Source organism: Priestia sp. 40, assembly GCF_049368575.1.
In the GTDB taxonomy this organism is placed as follows: domain Bacteria; phylum Bacillota; class Bacilli; order Bacillales; family Bacillaceae_H; genus Priestia; species Priestia zanthoxyli.
Genome location: NZ_JBMPZA010000019.1, coordinates 1 through 16,816, shown reverse-complemented (window position 1 = coordinate 16,816; position 16,816 = coordinate 1). Strand labels below are relative to the sequence as shown.

Below are 16,816 nucleotides of genomic sequence, written 5' to 3'. Positions count from 1 at the left end.
TGTTCATTCTCCTCTTTTGGCTGTAATAATATAAATGGGGTTTAAAAGCGTCAAATCGTGTTAAGTGTAAAATTGGCTTGCTTCTTGAAATTTGTGCAAGGGTAACAGCAGTCTCAAACCCTCGCTCTTTAAAAGCTTTCATCGCTTCTGCTAAATTTTCAATCGTTACGGCATTTAATACGATGCGCCCTCCTGAATTTAATCGGCTGCAGCACACGTCTAAAATGGTTTCCATGCCTCCTGCTGTCCCTCCAATAAACACCGCATCAGGATCAGCAAACCCACCTAACCCTTCCGGTGCTTTTCCGTGCACAGTATGGGCATCTACTCGAAATTTCGCTAGATTTTCCCTGCAGTTTTCCAAGTCTGCTTCATTTTTTTCCACAGCAAAAATTTGTCCTTCACGCGCAATTTTAGCTGCTTCAATCGCGACTGAACCCGTACATGTTCCGATATCCCACACCACGCTGTCTCTCTTTAGCTGCAGGGCGCTAATACTAAGTGTACGAACTTCTTTTTTAGTAATAAGTCCCTTGTCCGGCTTGCGTTGAATAAATTCATCGTCCTCTATTCCAAGAGGCCAAACTGGGCTTTTTTCTACCTGCTTTAATATCACGACATTAAGCGGAGAAAAGAGTTGATTCGCCGCCTCTTCTAGCGAAAGCAGCTGACAGCGCTCCGCCTCTCCACCTAGATTCTCTGCCACAAACATCTTGTATTCTGTCATGCCGAATGATAATAAGTAGTTTGCCAGAGCACTAGGAGAATTTTGCTCATCGGTTAAAATCGCCACTGTTTTATAGCCATCAATGCGCTGAGCCAGCCCTTTTATACTTCTGCCGTGTACGCTTGTAAAATAAGCGTCTTGCCATCGCTCTTTTAGACGTGAGAATGCAAGTTGAATAGAACTTAAATAAGGATATATTTCAACGTCTAGCCTCGTAGAAAGATAGCTTCCGATTCCGTAAAATAACGGATCGCCTGAGGCTAACACAACCGCATTTCCTTCTTCGTTTTTTAAACGTTCAACAAGGGAAGAAAGACCTCCTTCAATGGCTACTTTTTCTCCTTCAAAATCTTGAAAAAAGTCAAGATGGCGCTTTCCTCCAATTAGCACATTGCTTTCATAAATCCACTGTTCATACATAGGAAGCAAACTTAATTTTCCGTCGTCACCTATTCCAATAATTTTAATTGCCATGTTGCACCGCCTGTCCTAAAAAATCTCCTTTTAATGTGTAAAGAGACGTATCGACATCGATTCCGTCCCCTACTTCCTTTAATGCTGATAAACAGCAGTACTCGCACAGTTTTTCGAAAAACTGATGATGACCGCTTTGCGTCATTAAATCTCCCACTTGAGAAGCTGTGTTTGCACCTTTTATTTCCTCTACCAGTTCAGCAGAAGCGCCTGACTCAGAAGCTGCTTTTGCTAAAAAATTAAAATCAATAGGTGCACTTTTTGAATGAACCATCATAACGCCTTGCGCGACTTTTGAAAACTTTCCCATCATGCCTACGAGCGACACTTTTTTCATTCCTTGCTTTTTACATTGTTTTAAAGTAAATCCAACAAAATCTCCCATTTCGATAAACGCTTCTTCCGGAAGTTCAGGGAACTGTTTCATTCCATACTTTTCGCTTCGGCCCCCTGTCGTAATGACAACGTGCTCACAATTACTCGCTTTAGCCACGCTGATTGCCTGCACGATGCTTGCTTTATAAGCAGCTGTTGAGAACGGAACAACAATCCCCCGCGTCCCCAGTATCGAAATGCCTCCTAAAATACCTAGACGCGCATTTAATGTCTTTTTCGCCATTTCTTCTCCTTCAGGAACCGAGATGACAATCTTAACGCCTTTTTGTATGTTGTATTCAGCTAAAAGCTGTTCAGCCGTTTCTTTCAGCATCTTTCTTGGCACAGGGTTAATGGCTGCTTCACCGACAGGAACTGGGAGGCCGGGCTTTGTCACACGCCCTACTCCCACTCCTCCATCAATGATAATGTCTGCACCATTACACCACGAAACTTCAGAAATAATCAGCGCTCCGTGCGTGGCATCGGGATCATCTCCAGCATCTTTAATGATGCTAGCTACAGCGCTGCTTGTGCGATACTCGCATTCTTCAAGATGAAACGTAGCAAAGCGGCCGACAGGTAAGTAAATCGTTGACTCATCTTGCACTTCTCCTGAAATTAGCGTAAGCAGAGCTGCTCTCGTAGCTGCCGTTGCACAAGCGCCCGTCGTGTAGCCTTCTCTGAGTTTCTTAGGTTCTTTTGGTACTTCCTTCATGCGTTACACCTGATCTGCAAGAATTGAAATTGCATTTAATGCAGCAACCGTTACCGTACTGCCGCCTTTTCGCCCGATGTTTGTAATAAACGGCACGTCAAGTTTTGCAAGTTCCTCTTTCGATTCAGCTGCTGAAACAAATCCTACCGGCAGACCAATAACAAGCCCAGGCTTCGCTTCTCCTTCTTTAATCAAACGAATTAATTCAAGTAAAGCTGTCGGTGCGTTCCCAATTGCAAAAATTCCGCCGTCTGCTTCTTTAATTGCTTTTCGTATTGAAATAATTGCACGCGTTGTATTTAAGCGCTTTGCTTCTTCCATTACGTCCGGATCTGAAATATAAACTTTGATTTCACCGCCGTGTTTTTCAATTCGCTGCTTGTTTGTTCCTACTTGCACCATTTGTACATCCGCAACCACTTGCTTGCCGCTGCGAATGGCTTTAATTCCTGCTTGAATCGCATCCGGATGAAACAGCATGCTGCGTCCAAGCTCAAAGTCTGCAGACGCATGAATCACACGCTGAACAATTGGGTACTGTTCATCTGTAAACGGGTGAGGCCCAAGCTCTTCTGTAATCATTTCAAAACTTTTTCCTTCAATTTGCTGAGGCTGAACAGTTAACGGTTTAAATTCTGTACGAAAATCCATCTCAATCAACTCCTAGTTTGGTTTGCTAAAGCATGAACCACTTCTTCAAACGTGGAATACACGGTCCCATACTCGATTTTTGGTCGCCCAATCATAATAATATCTAAGCCTAACTCTTTGGCTGCTTCTACTTTTTCATCCACAGATCCAACTTTTCCGCTTTCTTTTGTGACCATGACCGTCACGCCGTATTGCTTATACAGGGCTCGGTCAAACTCTTTTGTAAACGGACCTTGAATAGCAATAATATTTTTTTGCGGAAATCCTAACTGCTGACACTTTTCCATATTATCCAGCCTTGGAAGCATACGAGCAACAAGCCGTACATCTGAAAGAGGAAGGAGCTTTTCTGTAAAAACCTGCAGCGTTTTGCTGCCTGTTGTCAGCATAATAACTCCTTTTTTCTGAGCCGCTACTTCAGCTGCTTCTTCGTACGTGGAAACCATCGTCATATTGTCGTAGGTGAAAGCCTGTGAAGCCCGCTCATAGCGTATGTAAGGAATCGATGTTTCAGCAGCTGCGCCGATAGCGTTTTTAGATGCTTCTTCGGCAAAAGGGTGACTTGCATCCACAATAGCTTTTACACGATGTTCGTTTACAAAATCAATCATATCTTCTTGTGTGAGACGTCCAATTTTCACTTTCACTTCTGCACGCTGTAATTCGATTGCTGCATTGTCGGTTACAACCGTCGCCGTAAGGTCGTAACCTTCTTTTTTCACTTGAACAGCTAATGCACGTGCATCGCTAGTTCCCGCTAACAATAAAATCATTTTAACTCGCCGACCTTATCTTCATGGTGGTGATGACCATGATGGTGATCGTGGTGATGGTGCCCGTGATCGTGATCATGATCGTGATGATGATGGTGATCAATATGCTCCATAATGCCGAGGCGATATTGACATGTATCGCAGTTCATTTTCACTTCGCCTTCTAATCCTTCTTCAGCACGTTCTTTTAAAATTGTCTGTAGTTTTGGATGAAAGCCGAAATAGCCGGCTAGCTTAAACTCAATGTCTTCATACTGCAATTTATACTGCTTCACCATTTCTTCCAAACGCTTAATTAATACTCCTGTAAATAAGAAATACGGGAGAATAACCACTTTTTTAGCGCCCAGTTTTAAACATCGTTCCACCCCTTCATCAATCAATGGAGCGGTCACGCCCATAAAAGAAGTTTCGACGATTTTGTAGTTTGTTTTTTCCCAAAGAAGGCGCGTAATTTTATATAGATCACTGTTTGCATCAGGATCGCTTCCTCCTCGTCCTAAGACAATAACAGCCGTGTCTTCAGCTGGAGTTTCTAAATTTTCTCCTGATTCTTGTAATCTCGTTTTTAAAATTTCAAGAGCTTCTTCATGAACGCCAATGGGACGTCCGTATACGAAGTTTACGTGTGGATATTTTTCCTTAGCTTCATCTATAGCCGCCGGAATATGTATTTTAGAGTGCCCAGCAGGCAAGAGCATAATTGGAATCACAACTACATCTTGTGCTCCTTTTGCCACACACGTGTCAATTCCTTGACTTACATTCGGACGTTCAAATTCTAGAAAACACGTTTCTACTAAAATAGATGCGTCCCAATCATGCTTCATCGTAGAGATAAACTCGCGAATTTGATCGTTCCCTTCAGAATCTCTGCTTCCATGACCTACAAATAAAACTGATTTCATATAATGCCCTCCCATTTCTTAATCTCCACAAGGAGCTGGTTCTACTTTTATTTTTGGTGTTATATCCTGATAATCGAATCCATAAACGTTCTTCACACGCTTAAAGAATTTGTGAAACCGCTCATTAGGATGACCTTTTTCTTTATATTCACGGACAATGTTATCAACTATTTCAACAATGTCATCAGGCGCTATGCCTTCCGCCACAATTTGACCTGAATGCGCGTTGCGCCCAACCGTTTTAGCTCCTAAAAATAAGTCAAACGCACCTTTTCTATAGACAATGCCGATATCTTCTTGAACAGCACCGTAACAGGCCATACCGCATCCATTAATACCAAGCTTCAGCTCTTTTGGCATGTCCATTCCGCCGAGGCGCTTTTGTAATTCTTCCGTATGTGGGATGGCGTCGCTTTTTTCTCCATCACAAAAATCACACGCTTTAATTGTAAACACGTCTCCGACCGGAGATAATAAAAAGGAAGCTGCTTGAAGTTTTTCAATGATCACATCTGGATGAGCCGTTGGAATTTGCAATTTAATTTGATGATCAGGCGTATACTCCATCGTACCTTTTTCACCAACAACTTCTGCTAGTGTTGTCATTTGAACGGGCGTAAACTTCTTATTCGCAAGCCCTGGACTAACCGCCACTTCAAAAATAGACTCTATTGGCTGATGTACGACCGGAGAAGTAGTTTCACCTAAAACTGCTTGAAGCGCTTCTTCTGCAAGAGCTCGTGAAGCTGTTTTTTCTTCTTTTTTATTCTGAACAGCTTCAATAGCTGAAGCCGTTTGCTGTACAGTCTCCTCTTGATCAAGAGCCCATGGTTCTGCTTCTTTTCGAAGTCGCTGATGCGGTCTTAGCGGCTGTTCCGTTTGATTGAGGGTATATTTCCGCTGATACCCTCGCGGTGTAATCATCAAATCGTCATAAAAGAACGTAGATGAATTCCCAACAACAACGGTAGTCAGCATACCTATTTCATGGTTTAACATATCTTTTAAGTTCGTCATTACGACTTCTTCACGGTCACGATAAGCGCTTTTCACAAGGCCAACAGGCGTATCAGGAGAACGGTACTTTAATAGAATCCTCTGCGCTTCCACAATTTGTCTTGTTCTTCTTCCGCTTTTCGGATTATAAAAGGCTACTACAAAATCTGCTTGTGCAGCTGCTTCAATTCTTTTTTCAATTAACTCCCAAGGTGTAAGATGATCACTCAAACTAATCGTACAGGCATCATGCATCACGGGCGCCCCAAGGAGAGATGCGCATGAATTAATAGCCGAAATGCCAGGAATTACTTCCAGCTCTACGCCCGTTTCTTTTTTCCATCCTTTTTCGATCAACACTTCATACACAAGGCCGGCCATTCCGTATACTCCTGCATCTCCGCTTGAAATGACCGCCACTGTTTTCCCCGCTTCAGCTTGCTTTACAGCTTCTTGTGCACGGCTTACTTCTTCGGTCATTCCTGTACTAATAATTTGTTGATTCGTTAACAGTCCTTGAATTAATTCCACATAGGTTTTATAACCAATGATCATATCACTTTCTTGAATGGCTTCTCTTGCTCGCTGTGTGATATGCTCAAAGCTTCCTGGACCGAATCCAATAACTAGTAGTTTACCTTTCATGCTAGCTCCTCCTTTATGCGTTACTTTTTACTTTGTCAATTCCTTCTATGGAGTCACTGTTTTCTGGAGAAACGAAACCATTTTGATCATATTCATAAATAAGCGATTCCTTTATACTGCAGCCCCCTGCTAAATGCTCTTCAACAATTCGATGAGCTACGTTTTCAGTGACCTGCTTGTACCAATCTCCTGAAGGGTACACGATAGCTACAGGAGCATCTTTGCATCTTCCGTTACAGCGCGTGCGGGTTGTATGAACCGCTTCATCTAGATTCAGTTCGGTCACTTTATTTCGAATAGCCTGCGTGGCTTCTTCTCCACCTTTTCTCATACAGCTGCTTCCATTACAAATCAATACGTGATGCTTTGTTGCATTCAAGTTCCAAGTCGTCACACTCATTCTCTCCTTTACTAAAAAAACGCCTCTATCAATGATAGAGGCGCAGAAAATTCAAACTAAGTTTTTGCACTTCCACCTATATCCCGTAGGGTAAGCTTCGCATTAGAAAAAGGCTGGTTTCCTGACTTCGATTCATTACTTGATTGCGCCTTCCCGAATACAGTGGCATATGCAATCAGCTCCTCTTCACAGTGGCGGGTACCGCGCTGGCTTCACACCAGACTTCCCATTTAACGCAATGTGGTCATTGCGCACCTTTTTTGCACGATATGTAGTTTTAGGATATGAGAAAAACCCGCTTCGCTAATATGCGAGCGGGTAAAACGTCAGAATAAGAGTGTACACGAATGCCACTTTAAGCCAACGTTTCCCTTCCCGCTCCCCGGAGAAATAGAAACTTCACAATAAAGACAGGTCTCCTGACTTGTGTATCATTCTACTTGAGAACCTTCCCGTGATTTTTTCACAGTGGTTATACTCGTTCGTCCACACTTACAGTTGCGGGGGCAGTACTGGTCTTACACCAGTTTCCCTATTAAGCCTTCTTGGCATCTTTACTGTTGCTGTTTGATATATATGAACCTTTTAAACTATCAGAATAATAGAAGTAACTACCATATCATAGCGTACATTTTTTTTTATTTCAACTCTATTCTTTTCGTAAGATACAAGAAGCTATAAAAAAACAAGAGCATAAAGTCAGCTCTTGTTTTTCATTATATAGCTACTAATGTTAAATGAGGATCATTATAATACACGACTTCTGAAAGAACTTTACAGCCATTTGTTTTTGCAAAAGCTTCTCTCGCCTGCGTTTCAGTTTCAAATTCAAACATTTTCATTTCTTTTCCAGCATACACCGTCAGTACCCACATGAAAAGATTCGCCTCCGATTATTGTAGTGATCGCTATATCCACATTATGACGAAAGCATTTCCTTTTGAAAACCCATTCTACAAAACTTGTCACAAGAAACTTTTAAAAATTTAAAAACATTTTAACTTCTGTAAATGAACAAAATGTACAAAAGGTTGAAGTAGTATTATACCTCTTTAAAAAAGGTGCTTTTTTACCAACTGTTGCTTCACCAGTAAAAAAATATATAGTATTTATTAAAAAAAGAAGCCGGACAGTCGGCTTCTTTTTTAGGAAAGGAAAGTACAGACATCACAGTCCCGTCCCGCTCTTTGTTCTGCATAAAAAATACACTAATTAAATATTCCTTTCTTAAAGCAGAACCATGTTTGACTGCACATAGTGGTGAAGAAGCTTATACGTATGGTTCAATGAATCTTGATGCGTTCTCTCAAACGCATGAGAAGAATCAATTCCTGGACCAATTAAGCCGTGTACGATGTCATGCCCCGCACGAATAGCAGCAGAAGCATCTGATCCGTAAAACGGATAAATATCTAATTTATACTGAATATCATGCTGCTTAGCTAGCTCCACCAAATGCTTTCTCAAACCGTAATGATACGGTCCGCTTGAATCTTTTACACAAATAGACACGGTGTATTCATCAGTAGATTGTCCATCTCCCATAGCACCCATATCAACCGCTAAGTATTCTACCGTTTGAGGCGTAATGTTTGAATTCCCTCCGTATCCAATTTCTTCATTATTTGAAATGAGAAAATGCGTAGTGTATGGCAGTTCGATCTGTTCTTCTTGAATTGTTTTCATGAGCTGAAGCAATAAAGCTACGCTTGCTTTATCATCGAGATGACGAGATTTAATAAAACCGCTTTTGGTTATTTCTACACGAGGATCAAACGAAACAAAGTCGCCGACTTCAATTCCAAGGCTGCGAATATCTTCTGCGCTATGTACTTTTTCATCCAATCGAATTTCTATATTTTCTTGATTTCGCTCAGCTTTCCCTGCATCTTTATACACATGAACAGATGTTTGATGCATAAGGATGGTTCCTGTAAATACTTCTCCTGATGAAGTTTCAATTTCACAATATTCTCCTTCAATAGAATTGTAGCGAAACCCTCCAATCAGGTCGATTTTCAGACGTCCACTAGGTTTGATTTCTTTTACCATAGCACCTAATGTATCGACATGAGCCGTCAGCATGCGGTGATGATCTGTATCTTTACCGGGAATAGTAGCGACTAAGCCTCCTTTTCGATTGCGATACGTTTGAATATTTAGCTCTTTTACATAGTCTTCGACAAATGAAATCACCTTTTCTGTATTTCCAGAAGGACTGGGAATCGAAACAAGCTTTTTAATTAACTGAACAGTTTCCGTCATTATGACACTTCCTTTGTCTCTCATTTCTTTTATTTTACCATATGTTTCAAAAAAGATAACACGCAGCTCCAAACAAAAAAGCCGGGCAGCTGCCCGGCTTTTTTGTTTTAAGCTATGTTTGATTTCTTTAATTCATTTGTATAATTTAATGATTTTTGCTTATCAAACTCGCCTTCAGACTTGGACATTACAATTGCAGCTAGAGCATTTCCTACTACGTTAACTGTGGTACGCATCATATCAAGAATGCGGTCAATTCCTGCAATAAATGCCATGCCTTCAAGAGGGAAGCCCATAGATTCAAGCGTAGCAAGTACAACTACAAACGATGCCCCTGGTACACCAGCCATTCCTTTTGAGGTTAACATTAGCACAAGAAGGAGCTGAATTTGATCCATAATGGAAAGGTCAATGCCGTACATTTGAGCAATAAACAGCGATGCCAGCGCCTGATAAATGGTTGAACCATCTAAGTTAAACGTGTAGCCTGTTGGAATAACAAACGATGTAACCGATTTAGAACAACCGAAGTCTTCCATCTTTTTGATAAGAGATGGTAAAACGGCTTCTGAACTTGCCGTTGTAAAAGCAAGAAGCAGCTCGTCTTTTAACACTTTTATCAGCGTAAACATGCTTGTTCCAGCCATTTTAGCGATAATTCCAAGAACCACAAGCACAAAGAAAATCATGGTGAAGTAAACGGCGAACACTAATTTTCCTAATGGAATAAGTGATCCGACACCAAACTTTATAATATTAACACCAATAAGTGCAAATACACCTACTGGAGCAAATTTCATCACCAAATTAGTTACCCAAAACATTGCATCCAAGACGCCTTCAAAAAAGGCTAAAACAGGTTTTCCTCTCTCTCCAATCGAAGCTACGCCTACACCAAACAGTACGGAAAATAAAATGATTGGTAAAAGATCGCCTTCTGCTACCGACTGAAAGACGTTTGTCGGAACAATATGAAGAAGCTCCTGAGCAATCCCTGTACTTTCAGACGTTTTTGCCGTTGCCTCATATTGAGAAATATCGCTTTTTTCAATATGTCCCATATCAACCCCTGCACCAGGATGGAATAAGTTCGCGGCAATAATCCCCACTACAATCGCAATGGTTGTAACAATTTCAAAATAAAGAATTGTTTTTCCGCCAAGCTTACCTAATTTTTTGATATCGCCTACTCCTGCGACCGCTACGATTAATGCTGAAATCACGATCGGTACGACAATCATCTTAATTAAATGAATAAATATGTCTCCAACCGGCTGTAAAATAGAAATGGCTGTATCGCTTCCGTAAAAGATAGCACCTACAGCTACGCCTAAAATCAGTCCAATTAGAATCTGAGTTGCTAGACCTAACCTTTTCACTTTCTTGCTCCTTTCGCACAGTTGACTTTCATCCATCGAGCATATGCTGTTCCGCGAACCGTGTATAAATATACATCCTTACAGCACCTTATGTAAACAGTTCTTTACTAAAAGGATGTAAGGCCGCACATGCGAATTTTTAAAAGCCACGGTTCTGTTTTATCATATCAAATAATTGTTGTATATTGAGATTTTTTTGCTAAGTATTTTTCTATTTTTGCTATTTCAGCGAATTAATTAAAAAAATAAAATTTTATATTGAAATATGCATTTTAGGTTAGTATAATACGATACATGTTTATTTTTATTATTCGAATATAAAATTCTGAAAATTTTAATTATTCAACACGATAATAAAAAGCATTTATAATTTTGGAGGTTTTAATGTGTCAAACAAAGTTCCTTTTTCATTTATAGTGGTTATTGGCTTCATGCTTTTTGCCCTATTCTTCGGCGCAGGTAATTTAATTTTCCCTGCAATGTTAGGTCAGTCTGCTGGAAGCAATATTTGGTCAGCAAATGCTGGATTTTTAGTAACGGGTGTAGGTCTACCTCTTCTAGGTGTTCTCGCATTTGGTTTTTCCGGAAAAGAGGATCTGCAGTCTTTAGCTAGTCGTGTACACCCAGCTTTCGGTATTATCTTTACTACAATTTTATACTTGGCAATTGGACCGCTTTTTGCAATGCCAAGAACGGGAAGTGTTTCGTTTGAAATTGGCGTTAAGCCTTTTTTATCAGAAAATTCAGGTCACCTTCCCCTTATCATTTTCACGGTAATTTTCTTTACTATTACGTGCTTTTTTTCGCTAAATCCTGCGAAAATTGTCGATTTAGTAGGAAAAGTTTTAACACCTATTAAATTAACGTTTATTGGAATATTGGTAGTTGTAGCCGTTGTGAACCCAATTGGAAAATTTGAAGCACCAAGCGAAGCTTATACAACGCACGCATTCTTTAAAGGCTTCCAAGAAGGTTATTTAACAATGGATACACTAGCATCATTTGTTTTTGGAATTATTATCATTAATGCAATCAAAGAAAAAGGAGCAAAAACCAATCGACAAATTATCGCAATTTGTGCAAAAGCTACGGCTATCGCTGCCGTTATTTTAGCTCTTATTTATAGCGCATTGTCCTATATGGGTGCTTCAAGCGTATCAGAGCTTGGACGTCTTGATAACGGAGGTACGGTTTTGGCTGAAGTATCGAATTACTACTTTGGCTCTTACGGAGGAATTCTTTTAGGTCTGATGATTACCGTTGCTTGTTTAACGACAAGTGTAGGCCTTGTAACATCTTGTTCATCTTTTTTCCATAAGTTGTTTCCAAAGGTCTCTTATAAGTTGATTGCTGTCATTTTATCAGCATTCAGCGCGGTTGTAGCAAACTTTGGCTTAACGGAATTAATCGCTATTTCAGTTCCAGTCTTAACAGCTATTTATCCGTTAGCTATAGTGTTAATTGCTTTGACATTCTTACATCCTTTATTTAAAGGACGTTCAGAAGTTTACCAAGTAAGCCTTCTTTTCACGTTTATCGTTAGTTTGTTTGATGGCTTAAATGCTGCTGGATTCAAAATCGCGGCAGTAAACGATCTGTTTACATCGATTCTACCTATGTATGGAGTGGGTCTCGGCTGGGTAGTTCCTGCTATTGTAGGAGGATTAATCGGTCTTGGCATTACCTTCCTTCGTACAAATGATAATACGAACAGAAACACTTCAAGAAAATTGATTAAATAAAAAGAGGATGCATTTGCATCCTCTTTTTATTGTGGCGTTTTATAAATAAGGAGTTTTTTTCTCCGTTAACTTCACTTCTTCCTTTAACACACGTTTTTCATATAGATATTTATCCGTTCGTTGAAAATGATGTTTATCAGCTTTTTCTTTTTCAGATGTGGTCGGAAGCACTCGACTATTAGAAGCATCTGATACTCCAAACGTTTCATTTTGATAAGTAGCATACGGAGCTACAAAAAACACTTCTTCAACAGCCTCTCTAGAAACTTCTTTTGTGAAAATCGTGTCATTGTATGGAATAAATCCATTTGCTGGTGGATAATAGTTATCAAATTTGAACTCTGGAACAATTTCCTCGTTTCGAGACCCTGTAAACCCATTAAGCGTACATGGAGGTCCATAATTATTACTAATTAATTCCTTTTAGTAGGTCTCAAAAATAAAACACACCATCTATTTTAGATGGTGTGTGAAGTATAGTAAGTAATTAAGAAATTTGTTTAAGTTCTGATGAGAGTTTTAAAAACTCTTCTTTATTTTTCATCAATAGCGTGCGGTCGATTTCTTCTTTTAGCTGTGCTTTACGAAATTCTGCAATCGCCTTGTCTAAAATCATCTCAGCGAATAATGCATCAAGCACCTTTCCGTTGGATTTTTGCGGTGAATTAAGTAAATTCTTTTTCATAAGAAATCAACTCCTTGGCTTTTTTATAATATAACACAAATATTCTGACTTTTCAATCATTTAAACCAAGTATTTTAAATCTATTTTTTTATATAAAAAGGCCGCCCTTTTGTTATAAAGCGCGGCCTTTTATTACGAATCTGCGGCTTTTTCTTTTACTTCCGCATAGTAGTTTTCATATTCAATAAATTCAGGAGCTTGATGAGCTGCCATGATACCGTGGTAGCTGATATCTAAGCCCACTTCTTCTTCTTCTTCCGTAGACCGAAGCGGAACCACCAAGGAAATAACCTTTAACCCTATCCACGTCGTAACAAATCCCCAAGCGCATAGAGCCATTAATCCAAGAAGTTGAACGCCAAGTAACGTCCAGCCCCCTCCTGTAAACACACCGCCGTCTGTAGAAAACAAGCCCACAGCCAACGTGCCCCATATTCCCGAAGCAGCGTGTACAGGAAAAGCTCCTACAGGATCGTCGATTTGACGTGCTTCGAGCCAGTTTGTAGCTGCCATCATTAATAAGCCAGATACAGCTCCAATAAAAATAGCAGATGGTGTGTTAACAAAAGCGCACCCGGCCGTAATGCCAACCAGTCCGGCAAGCGATCCATTTATTACAGAAGGTGCATCTGAACGGTTGTAGCGAAATAAAGTATAAAATAAAGTAGCTGCTCCGCCTGCTGCTGCTGATAACATTGTGACAATAGCAATGTGACCAATTCTAACGTCAGTGGCACTTAGCGTACTTCCTGCATTAAACCCAAACCATCCAAACCATAATAAAAAAGCACCAACTGAGGCAAGCGGCAAATTGCTTGGAAGAGAAACGGAACTAATTCCATTCTGCGTAAATTTCCCTTTTCTTGGTCCAATCATTATTGCAGCTGCTAAAGCTGAAAAACCGCCTAGCGCATGAATGACTGCCGAACCGGCAAAATCAAGCATTCCTAGCTTACTAATCCATCCGCCTCCCCAAATCCAGTGGCCGGCTATAGGATAAATAAATGTAGTCATTAAAATGGCATATAAAAGGTATGCACGGAAATTAATTCGTTCTGCTACCGCTCCAGAAACGATCGAGATGACTGCAATCACAAACGCACATTGAAACAGCCAAAACGTTTCAAGCCCAATTGGAATGTCAAGGTGCGATAAATTACCTGAGAGCGCAAAACCGCTTTTACCGACAACTCCACCTAAATCATCTCCGTACATTAATCCAAACCCAATTAAATAGAAACAAAGCGTTCCTATTGTAATATCAGCGAATACTTTCATAATAATATTCACGCTATTTTTATAGCGGACAAACCCTGCCTCTAGCAAGGCAAAGCCGCCTTCCATTAACAAAATCATCGCGGCTGTTAACACAACCCACGTCGTATTTATACCTAAACTTAGTTCATTAACACTCATATCTCCGCGCCTCCACTGCTTTTTAGTCGTTTTATTTCTTGTACAATAGCAGGCGAAAGCGTAATTTCACTTGTTTCTTCATTTTCCGCTTTTATTAATTCAAGAACTTCATGAAGTTCTCGCATTTGTGCTTTAAGGTGATCAATTTTTTTAAAACGTTCCTTTACGTATACCATATACTCGACCGCTTGATGCTGACTTAAAGGACGCCCGGTAAAAAATTTACGAAACGGTGATAGTGACTGATACCAAGCTTCTTCAGCACGTTTCTTCTCTTCGTATTTACTAATTTTCATTTTTATATCTTCTATTTCTTGTGCTTTAGCTTCTTTTAACTTCATTATAAATTCAATTAGTTTTAATTGAGGCAATGTAACGACCACATTATGATAAAGTTCATCCACTATAACCATGTTATATCTCCTTACATAAGATGTTATATTTAGATTATATGTAGAACACTATAGTAAGTCAATGTAATTTTTTGAAAACTCTTTAAATAGTAAATGCGCCCTATCTTTTTACTACTTATAGAATATTAAGTTCGTATGTGTTGAAATATGACGTTATTTGTTTTATCGTAGGAAGAGGAATTATGTTAGTTCCCTATTTTAATTTTATTTACCTAGGCAATTATTCGCTTTATTTCTTATAAACTTTTATTAAACAAAGGGTTACGAGGTTCTTCACTTATTTTTTCAACGAAATGAGTTGATTTTATCTCGTATTAAAATTAAAATAGAATTATGTGCAAGATTTCACAACTTCACAATGTAGTTTGAAAGTCTAGCAGATAACTAGGAACTACATATGCAACAGTATCCAGCAAAGGAGGACTTTTCATGTCTCAATCAACTATTCAAAAATCAGCTGCAGAGGAAAATGCTGCTGTACAAACAGAAGCGGCAGTTAACAAAGGTCAAGCGGATGTGTTAGATCAATTGTTAAAGCCTGAAGTACAAGAAGCTCTTACTGTTCTTGTAGATAATTTACCAAAATTATCTGAAATGGTAACGGTGCTTACAAAAACTTACGACGTTGCGCAATCATTATTAACTGACGACGTATTAAAAGAAGATCTACTTGGTGGAGTAAAAGAATTTATCGAGCCGGTAGAAGGAACAGTAAAAGGTCTTGCAGCTACTGCAATCGAAGCAAACGATCGTGCAGAAGCAAATGCTTCTAACTCAATCGGTTTATTCGGTTTATTACGCATGCTTAAAGATCCACAAGCTCAAAAACTATTCCGCTTTGCACAAGCGTATTTAGACATTACAAACGAAAAACAAAAATAATTTTCATTAAAAAGTGTGGACGGAGGATCGACTATGTCAAAACATATTTTAATTTTAGGCGGCGGTTACGGTGGTTTATTAACTGCAATGACAGCTCGCCAACACCTAAGTGCGGATGAAGCAAAAATTACAGTAGTGAACCGTTTTGCTACTCACCAAATCATTACAGAATTACACCGTCTAGCTGTAGGCGGCGTTTCTGAACAAGCGGTAGCTTTACCACTTGATAAATTACTTAAAAACTACAACGTTGATTTAAAAATTGCAACGGTAAAAGAAATCTCACCAGATCAACGTGAAGTATCTCTTGAAGATGGTACAAAATTAAGCTACGACTACCTTGTTACAGCTTTAGGTAGTGAAACTGCTTACTTCGGTATCCCTGGTTTAGAAGAGCACAGCTTCGTTCTTAAATCAGTAAATGATGCAAACCGTTTACGTGCACACGTAGAAGCTTGTATCGCTGAATACAGCAAAACAAAAAATAAAGCTGACGGTACAATCGTAGTTGGCGGTGGCGGATTAACAGGTATCGAACTTGTTGGTGAATACGCTGACTTAATGCCAAGCCTATGTCTAAAACACGGTGTTGATCCAAAAGAAATTTCTCTATACTGTGTAGAAGCAGCTCCTACAGTTCTTCCAGGCTTCCCTGCTGAATTAGTAGAGCGCGCTCAATCAAGCTTAACAAAACGTGGCGTTACATTCGTTACTGGTACACCTGTAACAAAAATGGATGCTACAACTGTTGAACTTAAAGACGGCAGCAAAATCGAAACAAAAACAATGGTATGGACTGGCGGAGTTCAAGGTAACTCTGTAGTTGCTAACTCAGGTATCGAAGTAAACCGCGGTCGTGCACTTGTAAATGAATTCTTACAATCTACATCTCATAAAGATGTATTCCTTGCTGGTGACTCAGCGGTTGTAATGGGTCCAGAAGGTCGCCCTTACCCACCTACTGCTCAATTAGCTTGGCAAATGGGTGAAGTTGTAGGCGTGAACTTAGCAGTAGCTATTCGCGGCGGAGCAATGGAATCATTCGTTCCTGTCTTCTCTGGTACACTAGGAAGTCTTGGACGCAAAGATGCAATTGGTACAATCGGCGGAAACAAAACGCAATTAAAAGGTTTACCAGCATCACTTATGAAAGAAGCAAGTAACGTTCGTTACTTATCTCATATCAAAGGATTATTCGCATTAGCTTATTAATCCGTCTTAAAGCGAAAGAGGAATTCTCCTCTTTCGTTTTTTTATTTACATAAGCCAAGAAATAAGAAGCGGCAGCGTAACCAGCGATAAAATAGCACTAATGACAAAAGCAGATGCCGTTTCGTTTTCCAAGCTTTCAAACCTCAAAGCAATGG

The 16,816-nt window shown here is 39.8% G+C and carries 16 protein-coding genes, 2 pseudogenes and 2 riboswitches; of the genes and pseudogenes, 3 read left to right on the top strand and 15 right to left on the bottom strand.

Translation table 11 applies throughout. From position 1 onward, the window contains the following. Window positions 1–3: 3 nt before the first annotated feature. The 10 genes and pseudogenes from cbiE to ACO1DI_RS21560 form a co-directional block, all read right to left on the bottom strand. A pseudogene (gene cbiE, locus ACO1DI_RS21605) lies at window positions 4–1,201 on the bottom strand (precorrin-6y C5,15-methyltransferase (decarboxylating) subunit CbiE). Beyond that, window positions 1,191–2,294 (bottom strand): cobalt-precorrin-5B (C(1))-methyltransferase, encoded by a 1,104-nt coding sequence (locus ACO1DI_RS21600; RefSeq protein WP_028413119.1) that lies wholly within the window; start codon window positions 2,292–2,294, stop codon window positions 1,191–1,193. The pseudogene cbiE and the gene ACO1DI_RS21600 overlap by 11 nt, the downstream one beginning before the upstream one ends. Window positions 2,295–2,297: 3 nt before the next feature. Beyond that, a complete protein-coding gene (locus ACO1DI_RS21595; protein ID WP_116740521.1) occupies window positions 2,298–2,945 on the bottom strand; it encodes a precorrin-8X methylmutase in 648 nt (215 codons plus the stop codon). A gap of 5 nt (window positions 2,946–2,950) precedes the next feature. Next, the gene (gene cobK / locus ACO1DI_RS21590; protein ID WP_116740519.1) at window positions 2,951–3,718 is read right to left on the bottom strand and encodes a precorrin-6A reductase; all 768 of its coding nucleotides are present in this window, start codon (window positions 3,716–3,718) and stop codon (window positions 2,951–2,953) included. Then, entirely contained in the window at window positions 3,715–4,626 is a 912-nt protein-coding gene (locus ACO1DI_RS21585) for a sirohydrochlorin chelatase (protein ID WP_140450946.1), read from the bottom strand. Before ACO1DI_RS21585 ends, cobK begins: the two co-directional genes overlap by 4 nt. Window positions 4,627–4,644: 18 nt before the next feature. Beyond that, window positions 4,645–6,267 carry a precorrin-3B C(17)-methyltransferase gene (cobJ, locus tag ACO1DI_RS21580; protein ID WP_423145604.1) on the bottom strand — a complete coding sequence of 541 codons (1,623 nt, stop codon included), beginning with the start codon at window positions 6,265–6,267 and terminating at the stop codon, window positions 4,645–4,647. Between the two features lie 13 nt (window positions 6,268–6,280). Beyond that, a complete protein-coding gene (locus ACO1DI_RS21575; RefSeq protein WP_028413115.1) occupies window positions 6,281–6,661 on the bottom strand; it encodes a (2Fe-2S) ferredoxin domain-containing protein in 381 nt (126 codons plus the stop codon). Window positions 6,662–6,761: 100 nt separating this feature from the next. Beyond that, window positions 6,762–6,941, bottom strand: a riboswitch (cobalamin riboswitch). Between the two features lie 118 nt (window positions 6,942–7,059). Continuing rightward, window positions 7,060–7,238: riboswitch (cobalamin riboswitch) on the bottom strand. Between the two features lie 145 nt (window positions 7,239–7,383). Beyond that, a complete protein-coding gene (locus ACO1DI_RS21570) occupies window positions 7,384–7,542 on the bottom strand; it encodes a hypothetical protein (RefSeq protein WP_014459832.1) in 159 nt (52 codons plus the stop codon). 352 nt (window positions 7,543–7,894) lie between these two features. After that, complete coding sequence (locus tag ACO1DI_RS21565) at window positions 7,895–8,932, bottom strand: M42 family metallopeptidase (RefSeq protein ID WP_042992095.1); 1,038 nt, start codon at window positions 8,930–8,932, stop codon at window positions 7,895–7,897. A 107-nt stretch (window positions 8,933–9,039) separates the two neighbouring features. After that, entirely contained in the window at window positions 9,040–10,311 is a 1,272-nt protein-coding gene (locus tag ACO1DI_RS21560; protein ID WP_014459829.1) for a cation:dicarboxylate symporter family transporter, read from the bottom strand. A gap of 386 nt (window positions 10,312–10,697) precedes the next feature. On the opposite strand from ACO1DI_RS21560, the gene brnQ reads away from it, so the two are divergent. Further along, window positions 10,698–12,053, top strand: coding sequence for a branched-chain amino acid transport system II carrier protein (gene brnQ, locus ACO1DI_RS21555; protein WP_099331067.1), 1,356 nt, complete (start codon window positions 10,698–10,700; stop codon window positions 12,051–12,053). Window positions 12,054–12,092: 39 nt separating this feature from the next. On the opposite strand, the gene ACO1DI_RS21550 is transcribed toward brnQ, so the two are convergent. The 4 genes from ACO1DI_RS21550 to ACO1DI_RS21535 form a co-directional block, all read right to left on the bottom strand. Next, complete coding sequence (locus tag ACO1DI_RS21550; protein WP_226555474.1) at window positions 12,093–12,296, bottom strand: hypothetical protein; 204 nt, start codon at window positions 12,294–12,296, stop codon at window positions 12,093–12,095. A 244-nt stretch (window positions 12,297–12,540) separates the two neighbouring features. Continuing rightward, window positions 12,541–12,738: an IDEAL domain-containing protein gene (locus ACO1DI_RS21545; RefSeq protein ID WP_013057324.1), complete on the bottom strand. Its 198-nt coding sequence runs from the start codon at window positions 12,736–12,738 to the stop codon at window positions 12,541–12,543. A gap of 132 nt (window positions 12,739–12,870) precedes the next feature. After that, window positions 12,871–14,154: an ammonium transporter gene (locus ACO1DI_RS21540; RefSeq protein WP_116740512.1), complete on the bottom strand. Its 1,284-nt coding sequence runs from the start codon at window positions 14,152–14,154 to the stop codon at window positions 12,871–12,873. Next, window positions 14,151–14,567 (bottom strand): hypothetical protein, encoded by a 417-nt coding sequence (locus ACO1DI_RS21535; RefSeq protein ID WP_014459826.1) that lies wholly within the window; start codon window positions 14,565–14,567, stop codon window positions 14,151–14,153. Before ACO1DI_RS21535 ends, ACO1DI_RS21540 begins: the two co-directional genes overlap by 4 nt. Before the next feature lie 429 nt (window positions 14,568–14,996). Here ACO1DI_RS21535 and ACO1DI_RS21530 point away from each other — a divergent pair, with 429 nt between their 5' ends. Together ACO1DI_RS21530 and ACO1DI_RS21525 are read left to right on the top strand one after the other, a co-directional pair. Next, complete coding sequence (locus tag ACO1DI_RS21530) at window positions 14,997–15,449, top strand: DUF1641 domain-containing protein (protein ID WP_013057327.1); 453 nt, start codon at window positions 14,997–14,999, stop codon at window positions 15,447–15,449. A gap of 33 nt (window positions 15,450–15,482) precedes the next feature. Further along, entirely contained in the window at window positions 15,483–16,661 is a 1,179-nt protein-coding gene (locus tag ACO1DI_RS21525) for an NAD(P)/FAD-dependent oxidoreductase (protein ID WP_013057328.1), read from the top strand. A 45-nt stretch (window positions 16,662–16,706) separates the two neighbouring features. Here the strand turns inward: ACO1DI_RS21525 and ACO1DI_RS21520 are convergent. Beyond that, window positions 16,707–16,816 (bottom strand): annotated as a pseudogene (locus ACO1DI_RS21520) (AEC family transporter); the annotation flags it as partial.